Origin of the sequence: Pseudomonas sp. GM17 (assembly GCF_000282175.2) — a bacterium.
GTDB classification, from domain to species: Bacteria; Pseudomonadota; Gammaproteobacteria; order Pseudomonadales; family Pseudomonadaceae; genus Aquipseudomonas; species Aquipseudomonas chlororaphis.
Genome location: NZ_CP124732.1, coordinates 4,268,434 through 4,285,689, shown reverse-complemented (window position 1 = coordinate 4,285,689; position 17,256 = coordinate 4,268,434). Strand labels below are relative to the sequence as shown.

The 17,256-nt window shown below is 67.2% G+C and carries 18 protein-coding genes; 9 read left to right on the top strand and 9 right to left on the bottom strand.

Going from position 1 to position 17,256, the window contains the following annotated elements; translation table 11 throughout:
- Positions 1 to 2: 2 nt before the first annotated feature.
- Together PMI20_RS19270 and PMI20_RS19265 are read right to left on the bottom strand one after the other, a co-directional pair.
- Positions 3 to 857: a MurR/RpiR family transcriptional regulator gene (locus PMI20_RS19270; RefSeq protein ID WP_007932586.1), complete on the bottom strand. Its 855-nt coding sequence runs from the start codon at positions 855 to 857 to the stop codon at positions 3 to 5.
- Between the two features lie 168 nt (positions 858 to 1,025).
- Positions 1,026 to 1,892, bottom strand: coding sequence for a LysR family transcriptional regulator (locus PMI20_RS19265; protein WP_007932587.1), 867 nt, complete (start codon positions 1,890 to 1,892; stop codon positions 1,026 to 1,028).
- A 94-nt stretch (positions 1,893 to 1,986) separates the two neighbouring features.
- Between PMI20_RS19265 and PMI20_RS19260 the strand changes: the two genes are divergently transcribed.
- The 6 genes from PMI20_RS19260 to PMI20_RS19235 all read left to right on the top strand — a co-directional run bounded on the left by PMI20_RS19260 (position 1,987) and on the right by PMI20_RS19235 (position 7,511).
- Positions 1,987 to 2,550 (top strand): DUF4865 family protein, encoded by a 564-nt coding sequence (locus PMI20_RS19260; RefSeq protein ID WP_007932589.1) that lies wholly within the window; start codon positions 1,987 to 1,989, stop codon positions 2,548 to 2,550.
- A gap of 94 nt (positions 2,551 to 2,644) precedes the next feature.
- The gene (locus tag PMI20_RS19255) at positions 2,645 to 3,208 is read left to right on the top strand and encodes a histidine phosphatase family protein (protein WP_007932590.1); all 564 of its coding nucleotides are present in this window, start codon (positions 2,645 to 2,647) and stop codon (positions 3,206 to 3,208) included.
- 179 nt (positions 3,209 to 3,387) lie between these two features.
- Positions 3,388 to 4,152: a precorrin-6A synthase (deacetylating) gene (cobF, locus tag PMI20_RS19250; protein WP_007932591.1), complete on the top strand. Its 765-nt coding sequence runs from the start codon at positions 3,388 to 3,390 to the stop codon at positions 4,150 to 4,152.
- A 365-nt stretch (positions 4,153 to 4,517) separates the two neighbouring features.
- Positions 4,518 to 5,297: an L-arginine-binding protein AotJ gene (aotJ, locus tag PMI20_RS19245; protein ID WP_007932592.1), complete on the top strand. Its 780-nt coding sequence runs from the start codon at positions 4,518 to 4,520 to the stop codon at positions 5,295 to 5,297.
- A gap of 295 nt (positions 5,298 to 5,592) precedes the next feature.
- On the top strand, positions 5,593 to 6,705 hold the full coding sequence (locus PMI20_RS19240) for a succinylglutamate desuccinylase/aspartoacylase family protein (RefSeq protein ID WP_284168751.1): 1,113 nt from the start codon (positions 5,593 to 5,595) through the stop codon (positions 6,703 to 6,705).
- An 89-nt stretch (positions 6,706 to 6,794) separates the two neighbouring features.
- Positions 6,795 to 7,511, top strand: coding sequence for an alpha/beta hydrolase (locus PMI20_RS19235; RefSeq protein WP_007921084.1), 717 nt, complete (start codon positions 6,795 to 6,797; stop codon positions 7,509 to 7,511).
- 36 nt (positions 7,512 to 7,547) lie between these two features.
- Here the strand turns inward: PMI20_RS19235 and PMI20_RS19230 are convergent, their stop codons facing one another.
- From PMI20_RS19230 to PMI20_RS19220, 3 genes are all read right to left on the bottom strand, one after another.
- Positions 7,548 to 8,123: a DcrB/PsbP domain-containing protein gene (locus tag PMI20_RS19230; protein WP_007921083.1), complete on the bottom strand. Its 576-nt coding sequence runs from the start codon at positions 8,121 to 8,123 to the stop codon at positions 7,548 to 7,550.
- 125 nt (positions 8,124 to 8,248) lie between these two features.
- The gene (gene yddG / locus PMI20_RS19225) at positions 8,249 to 9,178 is read right to left on the bottom strand and encodes an aromatic amino acid exporter YddG (protein WP_007921082.1); all 930 of its coding nucleotides are present in this window, start codon (positions 9,176 to 9,178) and stop codon (positions 8,249 to 8,251) included.
- Between the two features lie 60 nt (positions 9,179 to 9,238).
- A complete protein-coding gene (locus PMI20_RS19220) occupies positions 9,239 to 10,015 on the bottom strand; it encodes a helix-turn-helix domain-containing protein (RefSeq protein ID WP_007921081.1) in 777 nt (258 codons plus the stop codon).
- A 254-nt stretch (positions 10,016 to 10,269) separates the two neighbouring features.
- On the opposite strand from PMI20_RS19220, the gene PMI20_RS19215 reads away from it, so the two are divergent.
- Positions 10,270 to 11,589, top strand: coding sequence for an Nramp family divalent metal transporter (locus PMI20_RS19215; RefSeq protein ID WP_007921078.1), 1,320 nt, complete (start codon positions 10,270 to 10,272; stop codon positions 11,587 to 11,589).
- 121 nt (positions 11,590 to 11,710) lie between these two features.
- Here PMI20_RS19215 and PMI20_RS19210 read toward each other — a convergent pair whose 3' ends face one another.
- From PMI20_RS19210 to glcD, 4 genes are read right to left on the bottom strand one after another with little or no spacing between them, the layout of a single operon-like run.
- Positions 11,711 to 12,112, bottom strand: a complete 402-nt coding sequence (locus tag PMI20_RS19210) for a heme-binding protein (RefSeq protein ID WP_007921076.1) — start codon at positions 12,110 to 12,112, stop codon at positions 11,711 to 11,713.
- Positions 12,113 to 12,124: 12 nt separating this feature from the next.
- Positions 12,125 to 13,375 (bottom strand): glycolate oxidase subunit GlcF, encoded by a 1,251-nt coding sequence (gene glcF, locus PMI20_RS19205; RefSeq protein ID WP_284168745.1) that lies wholly within the window; start codon positions 13,373 to 13,375, stop codon positions 12,125 to 12,127.
- A gap of 15 nt (positions 13,376 to 13,390) precedes the next feature.
- Positions 13,391 to 14,455 (bottom strand): glycolate oxidase subunit GlcE, encoded by a 1,065-nt coding sequence (gene glcE / locus PMI20_RS19200; RefSeq protein ID WP_007930731.1) that lies wholly within the window; start codon positions 14,453 to 14,455, stop codon positions 13,391 to 13,393.
- Positions 14,455 to 15,954 (bottom strand): glycolate oxidase subunit GlcD, encoded by a 1,500-nt coding sequence (gene glcD / locus PMI20_RS19195; protein ID WP_007930737.1) that lies wholly within the window; start codon positions 15,952 to 15,954, stop codon positions 14,455 to 14,457. Before glcD ends, glcE begins: the two co-directional genes overlap by 1 nt.
- A gap of 260 nt (positions 15,955 to 16,214) precedes the next feature.
- On the opposite strand from glcD, the gene glcC reads away from it, so the two are divergent.
- Positions 16,215 to 16,979, top strand: a complete 765-nt coding sequence (gene glcC, locus PMI20_RS19190; RefSeq protein WP_007930739.1) for a transcriptional regulator GlcC — start codon at positions 16,215 to 16,217, stop codon at positions 16,977 to 16,979.
- Positions 16,980 to 17,082: 103 nt separating this feature from the next.
- Entirely contained in the window at positions 17,083 to 17,253 is a 171-nt protein-coding gene (locus PMI20_RS19185; protein ID WP_007930741.1) for a metallothionein, read from the top strand.
- The last annotated feature ends 3 nt before the right edge of the window (positions 17,254 to 17,256 follow it).

The window sequence follows — 17,256 nt, the reverse complement described above, 5'->3', positions numbered from 1 at the left end:
CCTTATTTGTCCTCCAGCAGGTGAGTGGCGAATTCGTTGCGCAGGGCGTCGATGCCCTCCAGGCGTCGGTCCAGGTCGGTGCTGCGCAGGGTCAGGCTGGCGACCAGCGCCTCGACCTGGGCCAGCGCCGGCACCAGGGTGTCGAAGGCCGAGGCCGACTCCACCGGGGCACTGATGATCAGGTCCGCCAGCTCCCGCAGGGGCGAGGCATAGATGTCGGTGAACAGCACCACCCGCGCGTGCCGCGCCTTGGCCGCGCTGGCCACGCGCAGGGCCTGGCTCTGGTAGCGGCGGTAGTCGAACAGCAAGACGATGTCCTGGCGCTGCACGTCATACAGGCGGTCGGGCAGTTGCGCGTTGTCGTCCAGGGCCACGCAGCCGGGGCGCATCAGGCGCAGGTGATTGAGCAGGTAGCTGGCGAGAAAGTTGCTGAAGCGCCCGCCGTAGCAGTACAGCGCGTGCCGGCTGTCCAGCAGCCAGTCGACCAGGATGCGCACGTCTTCGGGCTGGGTCAGGGCCTGGGTCTGTTCCAGGCTGCGCAGGCTGCCTTGCAGGTAATGGCTCCAGGCATCGTCCCGGGGCACCTGGGCCCGCGGTTGCAACAGGGTGCTGGGCGAGCGCAGGCGAGCGTCCATGTCGCTGAGCAGCGCTTCCTGGAACTGCGCATAACCGCCGAAACCGAGTTTTTTCACCAGCCGTACGATGGTCGGGTCGCTGACGCCGGCGTGTTCGGCCAGCCGCGACATGGGCCCCAGGCCGTTGCGCGGGTAATGGTCGAGCAGGGCACGGATGACCTTGCGCTCCGAAGGCGTGAGGTCGAGGGCCGGGTCGGTGATCTGGTCTCTGAGAGACGGCATGAAAACGCCTTCGCAAGTGGATGTCGTTTTTGTTTCACTGAAATTGAAAACAGTATTTATGTAATTTACGCTACATGTCCAGTGAAAAATAAAGGCCCCTGAAATGCGCCAAAAGGGGGCGTGAAAGCCCGGGTTTATTGGGGGGGCGAGGTTTTTTGGGGCGCGCCGTCAGCGCGGCAGGGTGCCGCGAAAAGCGGCGCTGAGGGCGCGCAGGGTTTCCTCGGAGCGGGCGTCGGTGGGCCGCGCAAGCAAGATGATTTCACTGACCGGCAGCACCGGCAGCCCGAGGCGTTCACCGACTTCCACCGCGCCGGCCGGCGCCACCCGATGGGCCAGCGCCGCGACCCCGAGCCCGGCGCTGACCGCGGCGCACACGGCCATCACGCCGCCGCCGATAAAAACTTCGGTCCAGGCAATGCCGGCGTCGTCCAGCACCCGCACGGCGACATGCCGCACGCCACAGGGCGCGGCCATAGTCGCCAGCCGCAGCGGGGTGCCCGGAGCCTGCTGCCAGGCCGGCGCGGCGAACCAGCCGAAGCGCTCGGCCACCAGCACTTCGCCGTCCTGGCGCGCGCCTTCGTTGCGCACGATGACCGCGTCCAGTTCCTCGCGGTCGAAGGCCGCCGTCAGGTCCCGGGAGGAGGCGATGCGCACCTCGATGATCAGCAGCGGATCGTAGGCGGCGATGCGGCTCAGCAGGTGCGGCAGTTCCGCGCCGGCCACGTGGTCGCTGATGCCGATGATCAGCCGTCGCGCCGGCGCCGCCTGCATGTCGCCCAGGGCCCGCTCATGGGCGCGCAGCAGGTCGCGGGCGGCCTGCATGAACTGCTCGCCGACCGGCGTCAGGCGCACATGCCGGGGCGTGCGCTCCAGCAGGCGATAGCCGAGGCGTTCCTCCAGGCGCTTGAGCTTGAGGCTGATGGCGGCCTGGGAGGTGTCCAGCGCCTGGGCGGCGCGGGTGAAACTGCCGAAGTCGGCGATCAGCACGAAGGCGTGCACGGTGTCGATGTCCAGCGGCTTGACGGGTTCGCTCATATCGAATGCTTATCGCAGATATATGTGTCGATATCTTGTTGTAATGGCTGGCCCTGCGCAAGCTGGCCGCACCCTCAAGCACAGGAGCACCGCCATGTTGGCCAAACAGTATTCACACCGCTTGCCCGCCGATTACGACATGGGCGTGATCCGCCACCGCGCCGCGGATCGCGGGCCCTTGTGGGACGAGGTCGAGGGGTTGCTGTTCAAGGTCTTCGCCGGGCAGGAGCGGGGCGTGCACGGCACGCGGCATAACCTGTACGCCTCGATCTACCTCTGGGCCGATCCGGCGGGCGCCGCACGGTTTCTCATGGGCAGCGGTTTCGACAGCGTGATCGACTCCTTCGGCCGGCCGCACATCGAGTCCTGGTTGCCCCTGGACTGGCGTCGCGGACGCGCCAACCAGGCACGGACGCTCTATCGCGAGGCGCTGGCGATCGATCCGCTGGCGGACCGGGCCAGGTTGCTGGCCGAGCAGGTCGAACACAACCAGCGGCTGGCCGATGACCCGGACACCTTCGCCGTGTTCGTCGCCCTCGACCTGCAGGCCTGGGAGCTGGTGCGCTTCACCCTGTCGGCCAGCGCGCCCGACAGCGCACGCGGCGCCGAACGCTACGAGGTGCTGTACCTGGCCCGGCCGGGGATCGCCAGCGCCTAGGTTCGGCTGCGACAAGTTGGGAATCCCTCGGCGGCCCATGATACAAACGCAGCCACATTGCCCACTGCGTCCATTCAACGTCGAGAGATTCCCCGTGCCGGCCACCCGCTTGACCCTGATCTGCCATGCCCGGACCGTCGCCCAGAAGCTGGCGCGTTTCCCGCTGGACGAACCGCTGGAGATGGACTGGCAGGCGCTGGCGGGCTCGCGGGCCGGCGCGTTCAAGGGGGCGCCGCGGCTGCTCAGCGGGCCGGAGCAACGGACGCGGCAGACCGCCGCCCTGTATGGCGCCAGCGTGGAGGCGGTGCCGGCGTTGCGCGACTGTGACATGGGCCGCTGGCAGGGCCTGTCCATTGACGATCTGCACCGCAAGCAGCCCGAGGCCGTGCAAGCCTGGCTGGCAGACAGCCACTTGGCGCCCCATGGCGGCGAGTCGGTGGCGCAGCTGTGCGAGCGGGTCGCGGCGTGGCTGGCATCGTTGTGCGAGCAGCCCGGGCATGTGCTGGCGGTGACCCATCCGCTGGTCATCCGCGCGGCGTTGGTGCACGTCATGCAATGCCCGCTGGCCAGTTTCAATGCCATCGATGTCGAGCCGCTGGCCCAGGTCGAACTGCGCTTCAACGGGCGCTGGCGCTTGCGTCTGGACCAGCGCGATTAGCGGGCTTGGCTCGGCGTGGCCTGGGGATTTTTTCGCGAGCAAGCTCGCTCCTGCAGAGGTGGCGCAAATCATTGTAGGAGCGAGCTTGCTCGCGATAGGCCGCCCGGCGGCCGCTTTGTGACGCGCCGCGACAACCCGGCCATACTCCATTTCCGATTCGCCATCGAGACCTGCCCCACGTGAAAACCCTCCTGATCATCGGCATCGGCGCCGGCAACCCCGACTACATCACCCTGCAGGCGGTCAAGGCGCTCAATCGCACCGACGTGTTCTTCCTGATGGACAAGGGCCAGAGCAAGGACGCGCTGATCGACCTGCGCCGGGAAATCTGCGAGCGCTACATCGAGCAGCCCGGCTACCGTTTTGTCGAAGCGCAAAGCCCGGAGCGACTGCGCGGCGCCGAGGTGGATTACCAGGCCAGCGTCGCCGAGCTGAACCGCGACAAGCAGCGCACCTTCGAGCGGCTGATCGACGAAGAACTGGCGGACGGCGAAACCGGGGCTTTCCTGGCCTGGGGCGATCCGGCGCTGTACGACAGCACCATTCGCATCTTGCAGGCGATCCTGGCCAGCGGTCGCTGTGCGTTCGAGTTCGAGGTGATCCCCGGCATCACCAGCGTCCAGGCCCTGGCGGCGCAGCACAAGGTGCCGTTGAACTGCATTGGCCGCTCAGTGGAGATCACCACCGGCCGGCGCCTGGCGGCGGGGCAGGTGAGCGATGCCGACAGCCTGGTGGTGATGCTCGACGCCGAGGACTCCTATCGCCAGGTGGCGGACCAGGACCTGGAGATCTACTGGGGCGCCTACCTCGGCACGCCGGAGGAAATCCTGATCGCCGGCCGGCTCAAGGAGGTCGCGGGGCAGATCCAGCAAGTGCGCAAGGCGGCGCGGCAGGCCAATGGCTGGATCATGGACACCTACCTGTTGCGCAAGCCCGAGGATTGAGGAGGGCTGAGCTGGCCCTTTCGCGGGCAAGTCGGATCGCCGCCCGCTCGTTCCTACGGGAGCAGCCCTTCAGTCACGCCAACGAAACAGGCTTCTGTAGGCGCGAGGCTGGCCCGCGATGACGTTCTCCCGCTCGGCCCATCACTCGGCGACCACCTTCTCCCCACGCCCGAACCGTTCGCGGTACGCCGACGACGGCAGCAGGGCGGCTTGCCCGACGCCTGAATGCGGAGGTGGATTTTATATAAGTATTTGTCGCATAAACACAATTTGCCTCCCGGGCGCCGCTCTAGACTGCTGGCCACTTCGATTTCCCCCAATCGAACCTTTCTGCCAATAAAAGCCTCCGTCTACAGGAGTTATAAATGAAGAAGCTTGTACTGTTCGGTGCCCTGGCACTGTCCATGCTGTCCCTGACCGCCGTGGCTGACGATGCCAAGCCGATCCGCATCGGTATCGAAGCCGGCTATCCGCCATTCTCGATGAAAACCCCCGACGGCAAGCTCACCGGTTTCGACGTGGATATCGGCGACGCGCTGTGCGAGCAGATGAACGTCAAATGCACCTGGGTCGAGCAGGAATTCGACGGCCTGATCCCGGCGCTGAAAGTGCGCAAGATCGACGCCATCCTGTCGTCCATGACCATCACCGACGACCGCAAGAAGAACGTCGATTTCACCATCAAGTACTACCACACCCCAGCGCGCTTCGTGATGAAGGAAGGCACCGAGGTCAAGGACCCGCTGACCGAGCTCAAGGGCAAGAAAGTCGGGGTGCTGCGCGCCAGTACCCATGACCGTTTCGCCACCGAGGTGCTGGTGCCGGCCGGGATCAACCTGGTGCGTTACGGCTCCCAGCAGGAAGCCAACCTGGACATGGTGTCCGGTCGCATCGACGCGCTGCTGGCCGACTCGGTCAACCTCGATGACGGCTTCCTGAAAACCGACGCCGGCAAGGGCTTCGCCTTCGTCGGTCCCGAGTACAACGATCCGAAGTACTTCGGTGGCGGCGCCGGCATCGCCGTGCGCAAGGGCGATACTGCCCTGGCCGAGAAATTCAACACTGCCATTACTGAGATCCGCGCCAACGGCAAGTACAAGGCCGTGCAGGACAAGTACTTCAAGTTCGACGTCTACGGCGAGTAATTCGCCGGGCTGAAAAAGGCGGCTACCGTTTACCGGGGCCGCCTTTTTCATGAGTGCTATTTACCCCGCGCGATGGGGCGCTCCTGTAGCCGCTGCCGAGCCCGCTAGGCTGCTATCGACCCCGCAGGGGGCGCAGGGACCTTGAGATCGCTGAAGGCCTTCGGCCTTATCGCAGCCTGCGGCAGCGGCTACAGAAGCCCGCGCCACCCGGCAGCGGACGACGACCTTTTCATGGCTGCGCAAATGCCTCAGGCTACGGCCCCCGCCGAACTCCATTTTTCTTCCGGAGCCCTTCATGCAACGCATCGACCATTCCTTGCCCTGGAGCCATCTGGGCACCCAGCGCCAGCTCAGCGTGTTCCGTTTTGGCGGCGGCAGCCGCAAGGTCTATATCCAGGCCAGCCTGCACGCCGACGAATTGCCGGGCATGCGCACCGCCTGGGAACTGAAAAAACGCCTGAGCGAACTGGAAGCCCAGGGGCAACTCAAGGGCGTGATCGAGCTGGTGCCGGTGGCCAACCCCATCGGCCTTGACCAGCACCTGCAAAGCAGCCACCTGGGACGTTTCGAAAGCGGCAGCGGGAAGAACTTCAACCGCGCCTTCGTCGAACTCAGTGGCCCGGTGGGCGACCTGATCGGTGACCGCCTGGGCAGCGATGCGGCGGCCAACGTCGCCTTGATCCGCCAGACCATGGGCGACGTCCTCGACGCTCTGCCGGCCCCGACCTCGCAACTCCAGGCCCTGCAACGCCTGCTGCTGCGCCACGCCTGCGACGCCGACATCACCCTCGACCTGCACTGCGATTTCGAAGCGGCGATCCATCTGTACGCGTTGCCCCAGCACTGGCCGCAGTGGCAGCCCCTGGCCGCGCGGCTGAAGGCCGGCGTGGCGCTGCTCTGCGAAGACTCCGGCGGCAGCTCGTTCGATGAGTCCTGCTCCACGCCCTGGCTGCGCCTGGCCCGCGACTTCCCGCGGGCGGCGATTCCCCCGGCCAACCTCGCCACCACCCTGGAGCTGGGCAGCATGGGCGACACCCGGGTCGAACAGGCCCAGGCCAACTGCGAAGCGATCCTCGGTTTTCTTGCCGAGCAGGGGTTTATCGACGGCCAATGGCCGGCGACCCCGGATGCCTGCTGCGAGGGCATGCCGTTCGAAGGCACCCAATACCTGTTCGCCCCGCACCATGGGGTGGTCAGCTTCCTGCGCGAGGCTGGCGAATGGGTGGAGCGGGGCGATGCGATCTTCGAGGTGGTCGACCCGTTGAACGACATTGTCAGCGTGGTACGCGCCGCCACCAGTGGCGTACTGTTTGCCCTGGACCGCAGCCGCTACACCGAGCCGGGCATCTGGCAGGCCAAGGTCGCCGGCCGCGAACCGATCCGTAGCGGCAAGCTGACCAACGATTGAGACGTGCGCCGGCCTGATGATGGCCGAGCGTTTCCCCTGCTTGCAGGCCAGGCCACACCGCCAGGCCTGCCCACCCGGAAGGACGTCCCATGTTCAAGTTCCTGGCCCTGTTGCTGCTAAGTGTTTGCGCCACTGCCCAGGCGCAGACGGTGCTGCACGACGACCTGCCGCTGCGCTATCTGGAACAGGCCCCGGCCGATTCCCGCGACCGGCCTTTGGTGATTTTTCTCCATGGCTACGGCAGCAATGAAGAGGACCTGTTCGGCCTCAAGGATGGGTTGCCGGCGGATTACACCTACCTCTCGGTACGGGCGCCGCAGACCGTTGAAGAGGGCAGTTACCAGTGGTTTCACAAGCAGGGCGAAGGCGCTTACGACGGGGTGACCGCCGAGCTGGTCGACAGTGCGAAGCTGATCGACGAATTCGTGCGGCAGGCGCTCGCCAAGTACCACACCCGCGCCGACCGGGTGTTCCTGGTGGGCTTCAGCCAGGGCGCGATCATGGCCTACGAGCTGGGCCTGCGCCATCCCCAGGCGGTCCGCGGGATTGCCGCCCTGAGCGGGAAGATCCTGCCGGTGCTGCGCTCGCAGCTCAAGAGCGGCACGGGCCTGGAGCGGCTGGCGATCTTCATCGCCCATGGCACCGCGGACATGCGCCTGCCTTACAGCGACGGCTCCGAGGCCGACAGCCTGTTGCGCGGCCTGGGCCTGGCTCCGCAATTCCATGCCTACCCGGGCATCGGTCATACCATCAGCGACACCGAGCTCCAGGACCTGAACCGCTGGTTGCTCCGCCTCAACCCTTGAAGCCGTGAACCCGCCGCGGCCGCTGTGCTGCTGCGCTTACTTGCCGACGATCTGGCTGACCAGCTTGTCGTGATTGGCCTTGTCGCCGATCCGCGAAATTACCTGCACCACCGCCATGCGGTTGCCCGAGCCGGCCAGCAGGGTGGAACTCTGGGTCATGCCGCCGCCCTGGGTCGCGGTGCTGTCGATCTGGCGCAGGCCGAGGCCGCCGCGGGTCATGCTTTTTTCGCTCTGCTTGCTGAAATCCGGCAGGGCTGCCGCCTGTTGCGAGAGGAAGCCCGACACCGCGCTGTCGAGGAACTGTGCGTCGTTGTCCTTGGCCTGCACCGCATCGGGGATCAGGTTTTCTGCGGCGATGACCACGGTCTTGGTGCTGGCGTTGGTGTACATAGTGCCGGTGGCGCCGGCGGTGCCGCTGGCTTCGTCGCCGGCCGGCAGCGGGTTGGCGATGAAACCCTTGGGCAGGCTGAACTTGAACTTGCCGCCAAGCATCGAGACGGTCTCGACCTTGGCCTTGTTGTTCGTCGGCTGGGCCGCGGACACCTCCAGGGTGCTGAAACCGGCCAGCGCCGCGAGGACCAGGACCGCGGCGTGTTTACCGAACAGGGACATGCAGATTCTCCAGAGTGAGCGCGTTGGGGCGCGCATCTTCCCATGGCTGTCGCGGGGCACTCCAGCGGGATATGCGGTGACGCGAAATTTCGGATAAAAGGGCGCGGGAGCGGCCTTCGCGGCGCTTATCGGTGTGACAGTTTTTGCTCATCGCCCTGGGCAGAACGGGCCCCCGAAGTCGCCAGCACCGCCCCGGCGATAATCAGCAGCGCCGGCACCAGCAGCCACACACTGGCCGGGCTTTGCCCGATGACGATCAGCAGCAGGGTGGAGATCAACGGCGCCAGGTAGGACAGCGCGCCGAGCGTGGCCAGGTTGCCGTGTTTGGTGGCGTGGTCCCAGGCGAAGAAGGCCAGGCCGACCGGGCCCAGCCCCAGGCCGAGGATCGCCAGCCATTGCTTGAGGTCCGGTTGCACCGGGTTTTCGAACATCAGGTGGCAGAGCAGCCCGGCCAGCGCCACCAGCCCGCAGATGCCACCGATCAGGCTGCTGGGCACGCTGCTGAAACGGCGGTTGAGCACCGAGTAGCCGGACCACACCAGGGCGCAGCCGAACGCCGCCAGGTAACCCGCCACCGGCATCGCGCCGACCTGGCTGGAAGCGCGCTGCTGCATGATGAACGCGGTGCCGGCCAGCCCCAGCAAGGCACCGGTCAGTTGCCGGCCGCGCAGCGGTTCGCCGCCGGCCCTGGCCGCCAGTAACACGATCAGCAACGGCCAGAGGTAGGCGATCAGGCTGGCCTCGGCGGCCGGCGCGGCTTTCAGGGCGAAGAAATACAGCGCGTGGTAGGCAAAGATCCCGCCGAACCCCAGGGCCCAGACCGGCCAAGGCTGGCGCCAGCCACGAAAACCGGCGCGCCCCCGCAAGCCGAGCAATACCAGGCTGGCGCCGCAGGCCACGGCAAAGCTTAGGGCTAGCAACTGGAAGGGGGGAATGCCGGCGGTGAGGGTGGTCAGCAGCGCCAGGCATGACCAGAGGAACACCGCGATCACGCCGATGGCGGTGGCGGCGCCGCTGCGGGAGGGGGCGAGGCGGGTTGAGTGGATTGCGGTCATAGACACACCGAGGCAAGGGCGGTGTGGCCAGCATAGAAGCCGCCGCGACGGCGGTATTGATCAGGCCTGCCGAACTCTTGTCGCAGCCTGCGCCTGGGCGTCGCGAGCGGCCTTGCGCAGGGCGGCCGGGGTCTGGTTGCGCGCCTTCTTCAAGGCGTGGGTCAGGGCACTCTGATCGGCGTAGCCGACCCGCTGGGCGATCTCGCTGATGGGCAGCAGGGTGCGGCCGAGCAGGTCGATGGCGCGGTCCAGGCGCAGGGTCGAAATGTAGGCGAAAGGCGTGCTGTGCATGTCCCGCTCGAACAGCAGGTACAGGCTGCGCTCGCTGACCCTCGCGGCCTGGGCGATGGCGCGGGCGCTCAGCGGGCTGCCCAGGTGTTGCTCGATGTAGGTCAGGGCCCGCACCAGCGTCTGGCGCTGCGGCGCGCTCGGCGTCGGGCGGGCCAGGCAGGCCAGCAGCAGGGCGCTCCAGGCGCTGGCGACCGGGCTGGAGGAGCTGAGCAACGCGCCGCTGTGGCTGGCATAGCCGAGCAGGTGGCGGATCTGCGGGTCGATGGCGAAGAAGCGGCTATCGGCCAGAGGCGCCTCGTTGCCGGGGCTATCCAGGTCGAGCACCAGAAAGGTGTTACGGCGCTCGGCCAGGAAGCTATGCCGGGCTCCCGGCGCAATCACCACGCCCTGGCTGGCATCGACCTTGCCGCCACGGCCGTCCACCTCGATTTCCATCGCCCCTGACTGCGGCAGCACGATCTGCGGAAAATCGTGATGGTGCAGCTCGACCTGCCCGGAATACGAACGCATCGCCAGGGCGACAGTGGGTTGGGCTGGAGTGTTCATGGCGCGGCTCCGCGGATGGCTGCCCCGCATCATGCCTGAAAACACGGGGGCTGTAGGAGCGTCCGGTCGGTGCAGGGTGGTTTGGGAAAAGGGGCCGGCTCATCGGTGGTGGTGACTGATATGCCGCTATCGCGAGCCAGCTTCGCTCCTACAGAGGCAGGCTGCAAAAGGCCGGAGCAGGGCGCTATCAAGGCTTGGGCCGGTTCGCTGAAACGTCTAAGCTGGGCCACCGTTCCAGCCTTCCGGATGCCCGCGTGAAATTCACTCTCCCCAAAGTCGGTACCGCACCCTTTTGCCCGCCGGAAGTCGCCGGCACCATCGTTGTCGATCCCAAGGCACCACTGTTCAAGCGCATCCTGCGCTTCGCCGGCCCCGGCCTGCTGATTTCCATCGGCTACATGGACCCCGGCAACTGGGCCACCGCCATCGAGGCCGGTTCGCGCTATGGCTACAACCTGCTGTTCGTGGTGCTGCTGGCGAGCCTTGCGGGCATGGCCGTGCAGTGCCTGTGCTCGCGCCTGGGCATCGCCACCGGGCGCGACTTGGCGCAGCTTTGCCGGCAGCGCTACAGCACCCGCACGGCGCGCACCCAGTGGCTGCTGGCGGAGGTGTCGATTATCGCCACCGACCTGGCCGAGGTCCTGGGTTGCGCCCTGGCGTTCCATCTGTTGCTCGGCGTTTCGCTGACCACCGGGATTGTCATCACCGCCTTCGACACCCTGTTGATTCTCGCCCTGCAGAACCGCGGCTTCCGGCGCCTGGAGGCGATCATGCTGGTGCTGGTGGGCACCATCGGCCTGTGCTTTTTCGTCGAGCTGCTGTTGATCAAACCCTACTGGCCGGACGTGGCGCGGGGCTTCACGCCATCGCTGGCGGCGATCGGCGAAGCCGCGCCGCTGTACCTGGCGATCGGCATCCTCGGCGCCACCGTGATGCCGCATAACCTGTACCTGCACACCTCCATCGTGCAGACCCGCCTGGTGGGCCGGGACGAGGCCAGCCGGCGGGATGCGATCAAGCTGGCGCGCATCGACACCATCGGCTCCCTGACCCTGGCGCTGCTGGTCAACGCAGCGATCCTGATCCTCGCCGCCGCGGCCTTCCACGGCACCGGGCACACCGAGGTGGTGGAGTTGCAGGACGCCTATCACCTGCTCGACCCGCTGGTGGGCGGGGCGCTGGCCAGCGTGCTGTTCGGCGTGGCCTTGCTGGCCTCGGGGCAGAGCTCGACCTTCACCGGCACCATCGCCGGCCAGGTGATCATGGAGGGCTACCTGAACCTGCGCCTGCCGTGCTGGCAGCGGCGCCTGATCACCCGCGGCCTGGCGCTGGTGCCGGCGTTCGTCGGCGTGTGGCTGATGGGCGACGGCGCGGTCGGCCAGTTGCTGGTGCTGAGCCAGGTGGTGCTCAGCCTGCAACTGCCGTTCGCCCTGTACCCGTTGATCCGCATGACCAGCGACCCGCAATTGATGGGCGTGTTCGTCAACCGCTGGCCGACCCGCGTCCTCGCCTGGAGCCTGTTCGCGATTATCAGCGGCGCCAATGCCTGGTTGATCGCGCAGTTGGTGATGTGAGGCAGGCGTCGGGGCGGCGGATTTTCCGGCCCTATCGCGAGCAAGCTCGCTCCTACATGGACGGCGCAGAACGCTGTAGGAGCGAGCTTGCTCGCGATGGACCGCGCAGCGGTCCAGATTTTCAATCCAGTGCCCGAGCGGCGAACCGCGCCACCTGGGCATCCTCCCCGGACTTGACCCCGGACACCCCGACCGCGCCGATCACCTGGCCGTCGAACACCACGGGCACGCCGCCCTCCAGCGAGGTCAGCAAGGGCGCGGAGAGAAACGCCGTGCGCCCGCCGTTGACCATCTCTTCATAACCCTTGGACTCGCGTCGGCCGAGGGCCGCGGTGCGGGCTTTTTCCATGGCGATGTAGGCGCTGACCGGCGCGCAGCCGTCCAGGCGTTCGAGGGCCAGCGGATGGCCGCCGTCGTCGACGATGGCGATGCTCACCGCCCATTGGTTGCGCTCGGCCTCGTCCCGCGCGGCGATCAGGATGCGCTGGACTTCGCGCTGACCCAGTACGGCTTTGCTGTGCATGGCGTGCTCCTTTCAGGGCGTAGCTGATTGATGGGAAACATTCAGGGGTGGCAGGGCGGCCTCGACCAGCTCGATCCAATGCCGCACCGGGGTGCGCCCGGCACCGTCGAGGTGGGTCTGGCAGCCGATATTGGCGGTGGCTATGACTTCGGGCCGGCCGCTTTCCAGGGCATTGAGCTTGTTGTCGCGCAATTGCCGCGCCAGCTCGGGCTGGGTCAGCGAATAGGTGCCCGCCGAACCGCAGCACAGGTGGCTGTCGGGCACCTCGGTGAGCTCGAAGCCCAGGCGCTTGAGCACGGCCTCCACCGCGCCGCCGAGTTTCTGCGCGTGTTGCAGGCTGCACGGGCAGTGGAAGGCCAGGCGCTGGTCGCTGTGGGCGTGCAACTGTTCCAGCGGTTCGTCGCGCAGCACTTCCACCAGGTCCCGGGCCAGGGCGCTGACCCGCTCGGCGCGGGCGGCATAACGCGGGTCGTGGGCCAGCAGGTGGCCGTAATCCTTGATAAAGGCGCCGCAGCCGCTGGCGGTCTGTACCAGGGCTTCGGCGCCGTTTTCCAGGTGCGGCCACCAGGCGTCGATATTGCGCCGCGCCCGCTCCAGGCCAGCCTCCTGGGCGTCCAGGTGGTAATCCACGGCGCCACAGCAGCCGGCCTCGCTCACGGCTTGCACGGCGATGCCCAGGCGGTCGAGGACTCGCGCCGTCGCGGCGTTGGTGTTGGGTGACAGGCTCGCCTGCACGCAGCCTTCCAGCAGCAAGACACGCCGCGCGTGGGCCGTGGCCGGGCGTGTCTTGGCCGGCTGCACCTGGCGCGGCAGCTTGCCTTGCACGGCCTCGGGCAGCCACGGACGCAAGGTGGCGCCGGTGCCGAGCAGCGCCTTGAACAGCGCCGGGTTCGGCGCCAGGGCGCGCAGGCCCTGGCGCAGCAGGCGTTGGCCGAGGGGCCGGGGCACGGCGGCATCGACCACGGCGCGGCCGATGTCCAGCAGGTTGTGGTAATCCACCCCGGACGGGCAGGTGGTTTCGCAGTTGCGGCACGACAGGCAGCGGTCCAGGTGCAGCTGGGTCTTGGCCGTGGCCTCGTGGCCTTCCAGCACCTGCTTGATCAGGTAAATGCGCCCCCGCGGTCCGTCCAGCTCATCGCCCAGCAACTGATAGGTGGGGCAGGTGGCGTTGCAGAAACCGCAGTGCACACAGGTGCGCAAGATGCTCTCGGCCTCCGCGGCGCGGGGCAGCTGGCGCGCCTGTTCGCTCAAGGTGGTTTGCATGCTCGGGGTCTGCGATCAGAGCTCGGCGTAGAGCCGGCCGGGGTTGAAGATCCCTTGCGGGTCCAGTTGCGCCTTGAGCTGGCGGTGGTAGCGCAGCAGCACTGCCGGCAGCGGCTGGAACGGGCTGTCCACCAGGCCGTGGCTGTAGCAGGTGGCATGGCCGCCGACGCGCTCGACCAGGCTGCGGATGCGCTCCGCGGGCGCCGCGGATTTCAGCCAGCGCTGGGCGCCGGCCCAATCTATTAACTGCTGGCCGGGCAGCTCCAGGGGCCCCGTATTGTTGGGCAGCGACAGGCGCCATAACGGCAGGCCTTCGTCGAAGAATGCCAGCCGTTGTTCGTTGAGGTTGGCCCAGTAATCGGCCGCCAACGGCTCGCCACCCAGGCGGTCGCGGGCCGCGGCCACCGAGCCTTCGCCGCCCTCCAGGCGCAGGTGCAGGCGCTGGCCGTCATGGCTGGCGGCGCTGATGGGCAACGGTTGCTGGCCCCAGTCGGCGAGCCGGGCCAGGGCCTTGGCGCTGTCTATTTCCAGGCTCAGGCTGAGGCACTGGCGCGGTTTGGGCAGGACCTTGAGCGACACCTCGGTGAGCACCCCCAGGCAACCGTAGCTGCCCACCAGCAAGCGCGAGAAGTCGTAGCCGGCGACGTTTTTCATCACTTCGCCGCCAAAGCGCAGGAGCTTGCCGGTGCCGGTGATCACCCGGCTGCCGAGGACGAAGTCGCGCACCGAGCCAGCCCAGGGTCGCCGCGGGCCGGACAAGCCGGTGGCGACCATGCCGCCGACCGTGGCGCCGTCGCCGAAGGCCGGCGGTTCGCAGGCCAGCATTTGCCCGGCGGCGTCCAGCGTGGCCAGCAGTTCCGCAAGCGGCGTGCCGGCGCGAACGGTCACCACCAGCTCGGTCGGGTCGTAGCTGACGATGCCGCGATGGCCGCGGGTGTCGAGCACTTCTCCAGCGCTCATCCGCCCGAGAAAGGCCTTGCTGTTGCCGCCCTGGATCAGCAGCGGGGTATTGCCGGCCAGCGCCTGCCCGACCTGTTCCAGCAGTTCGCCGCTGGCGTCGTTATCCGCGTGTGCCGTCATCAGAAACGCTCCAGCTCGGGGAAGGGCAGTTGCCCGGCGTGCACATGCATGGCGCCGAATTCGGCGCAGCGGTGCAGGGTCGGGATGTTCTTGCCGGGGTTGAGCAGGCCACCGGGGTCGAAGGCCGCCTTGACCGCGTGGAACAGGGTCAGCTCGTCGCTGTTGAACTGGGCGCACATCTGGTTGATTTTCTCCCGGCCGACCCCGTGTTCGCCGGTGATGCTGCCGCCGACCGCGACGCACAGCTCGAGGATCTTGCCGCCCAGGGCTTCGGCGCGGTCCAGTTCGCCGGGTTGGTTGGCGTCGAACAGGATCAACGGGTGCATGTTGCCGTCGCCGGCATGGAACACATTGGCCACCCGCAGCTGGTATTCGGCGGCCAGCGCGGCGATGGCCTTGAGCACCCCCGGCAGTGCGCGGCGCGGGATGGTGCCGTCCATGCAGTAATAGTCCGGCGACAGCCGGCCCACTGCCGGGAAAGCATTCTTGCGCCCGGCCCAGAAACGCACCCGTTCGGCTTCGTCGCAGGCCTGGCGGACCTCAGTGGCGCCGGCCCGTTCGAGCACCGCGCGGACCCGCTCGCAGTCGTCGTGGACATCGGCTTCGACACCGTCCAGCTCGCACAGCAGGATGGCCTCGGCGTCCACCGGGTAACCGGCGTGAATGAAGTCTTCGGCGGCGCGGAGCGCCAGGTTGTCCATCATTTCCAGGCCGCCGGGGATGATGCCGGCGGCGATGATATCGGCCACCGCGCGGCCGGCTTTCTCCACCGAGTCGAAGGCTGCCAGCAGCACCTTGGCCAGTTGCGGCTTGGGCAGCAGCTTGACCGTGACTTCGGTGATGATCCCGAGCAGGCCTTCGGAGCCGGTGAACAACGCCAGCAGGTCGAAGCCCGGCGCGTCCAGGGCGTCGCTGCCCAGGGTCAGGCGTTCGCCTTCGACGCTGAGGATCTCCACCTTGAGCAGGTTGTGCACGGTCAGGCCGTATTTCAGGCAGTGCACGCCGCCGGCGTTTTCCGCGACGTTGCCGCCGATCGAGCAGGCGATCTGCGAGGACGGGTCGGGGGCGTAGTACAGGCCGAACGGCGCGGCGGCCTGGGAGATCGCCAGGTTGCGCACCCCGGGCTGGACCCGCGCGGTGCGGGCGGCGGGGTCGATATGCAGGATCTGGTTGAAGCGCGCCATCACCAGCAGCACGCCTTGTTCCAGGGGCAGGGCGCCGCCGGAGAGGCCGGTGCCAGCCCCCCGTGCGACCACCGGCACGCGCCGTTCATGGCAGATCCGCAGCAGTTCCTGCACCTGCTCGATATGCCGCGGCAGGGCCACCAGCATCGGCGTGGTGCGATAGGCCGAGAGGCCGTCGCATTCGTAGGGCTTGAGGTCTTCCGTCTGGTGCAGCAGGTCGAGGTCGGGCAGGCGCTGGCGCAGCGCTTGGAGCAATGCCGCTTTATCGACGCTGGGCAGCGCGCCGTCGACGCGTTCGTCGTAGAGGATATTCATGGGTGGCTGACGACCCTGAGTTGTTTTTATGGGCGCTCGGCTGGCCAGGGTCTGTCACCACGGGAACAGACCCTGGGCCGCTTGGTTGCATCATTGGCCCGGCTGGCCTTACTGTCCACGGGGCCGAGCGCTGGTCGAACCAGTTTGTTTTGCCGTCGATGCCGGGTTTTTTATAAAAAGCCAGGTATATCAGCAGGATGGCCTGGCAGTCCGCTTGATCGGGTTTTTTCTTCACAGCTGGTCATACCAGTGGAGGGCGCATGCACAGGAGCGATTCGGGCCGGCACCAGGTGGCGGATGTGGTGTGTGAACGCATCGAGCGCCTGATCGTCGACGGCGTACTCAAGACCGGCCAACTGCTGCCCTCGGAGCGGCGCCTGACGGAAAAACTCGGCGTATCGCGCACGGCGTTGCGCGAGGGCCTGAAGCTGCTGCGGGCGCGGGGCATCATCGAAACCAAACAGGGCAAGGGCTCGTTTGTCGCCCAACTGTCGGGGCAGGGCGCGACCTCGGCGCTGATGCATCTGTTCAGCTCTCAGCCGCGCACCCTCTACGACCTGTTCGAAGTGCGCAGCCTGCTGGAAGGCGAGTCGGCGCGGCTGGCGGCGTTGCGCGGCACCGAGGCCGATTTCGTGCTGATCGGCCGTGCTTACCAGGCGTTGCTGGACGCCCACGACCAGGCCCTTGATGCCTCGGCCCATGCGCGCCTGGATCACGCTTTCCACCTGGCGATCTGCGAGGCCTCGCACAACCCGGTGCTGGTGCAGACCCTGCGCTCGCTGACCGACCTGCTGCTCAATTCGGTGTTCGCCTCGGTCAACAACCTCTACCACCGCCAGGCGCAGAAGCGCCAGATCGACCGCCAGCACGCGCGGCTCTACAACGCCGTCACCGGACGCCTGCCGGAGCAGGCGCGCAAGGCCGCCATCGCGCATATCCAGGGCCTCTGCGACAACCTGCGGGAGATCGAAAACGAAGAGCAGCGCCTGGTGCGCGCGACCTTGCGCCTGGAAGGCTGGAACTGAAGCCGCCGCGACCAGGGGCCAATGGCGGCGATGGGCAGTTACTACACTGCTAGAGACGCGGCAACATCCGCGTCGTCGACGACCACCACAAAGGAGTCACCTTATGTCCAACGAGACTTGTGCCTGTCCGGGCTGCACCTGCAAGGTCGGCGCCCATGCCATCGTGCGTCACGGCAAGCACTACTGCTGCCAGGCCTGCGCCAGCCACCACGCCAACGGCGAACCCTGCGCTTCTACCGAAGGCTGCGATTGCGCCAAGGGCGCGCATCACTGACGT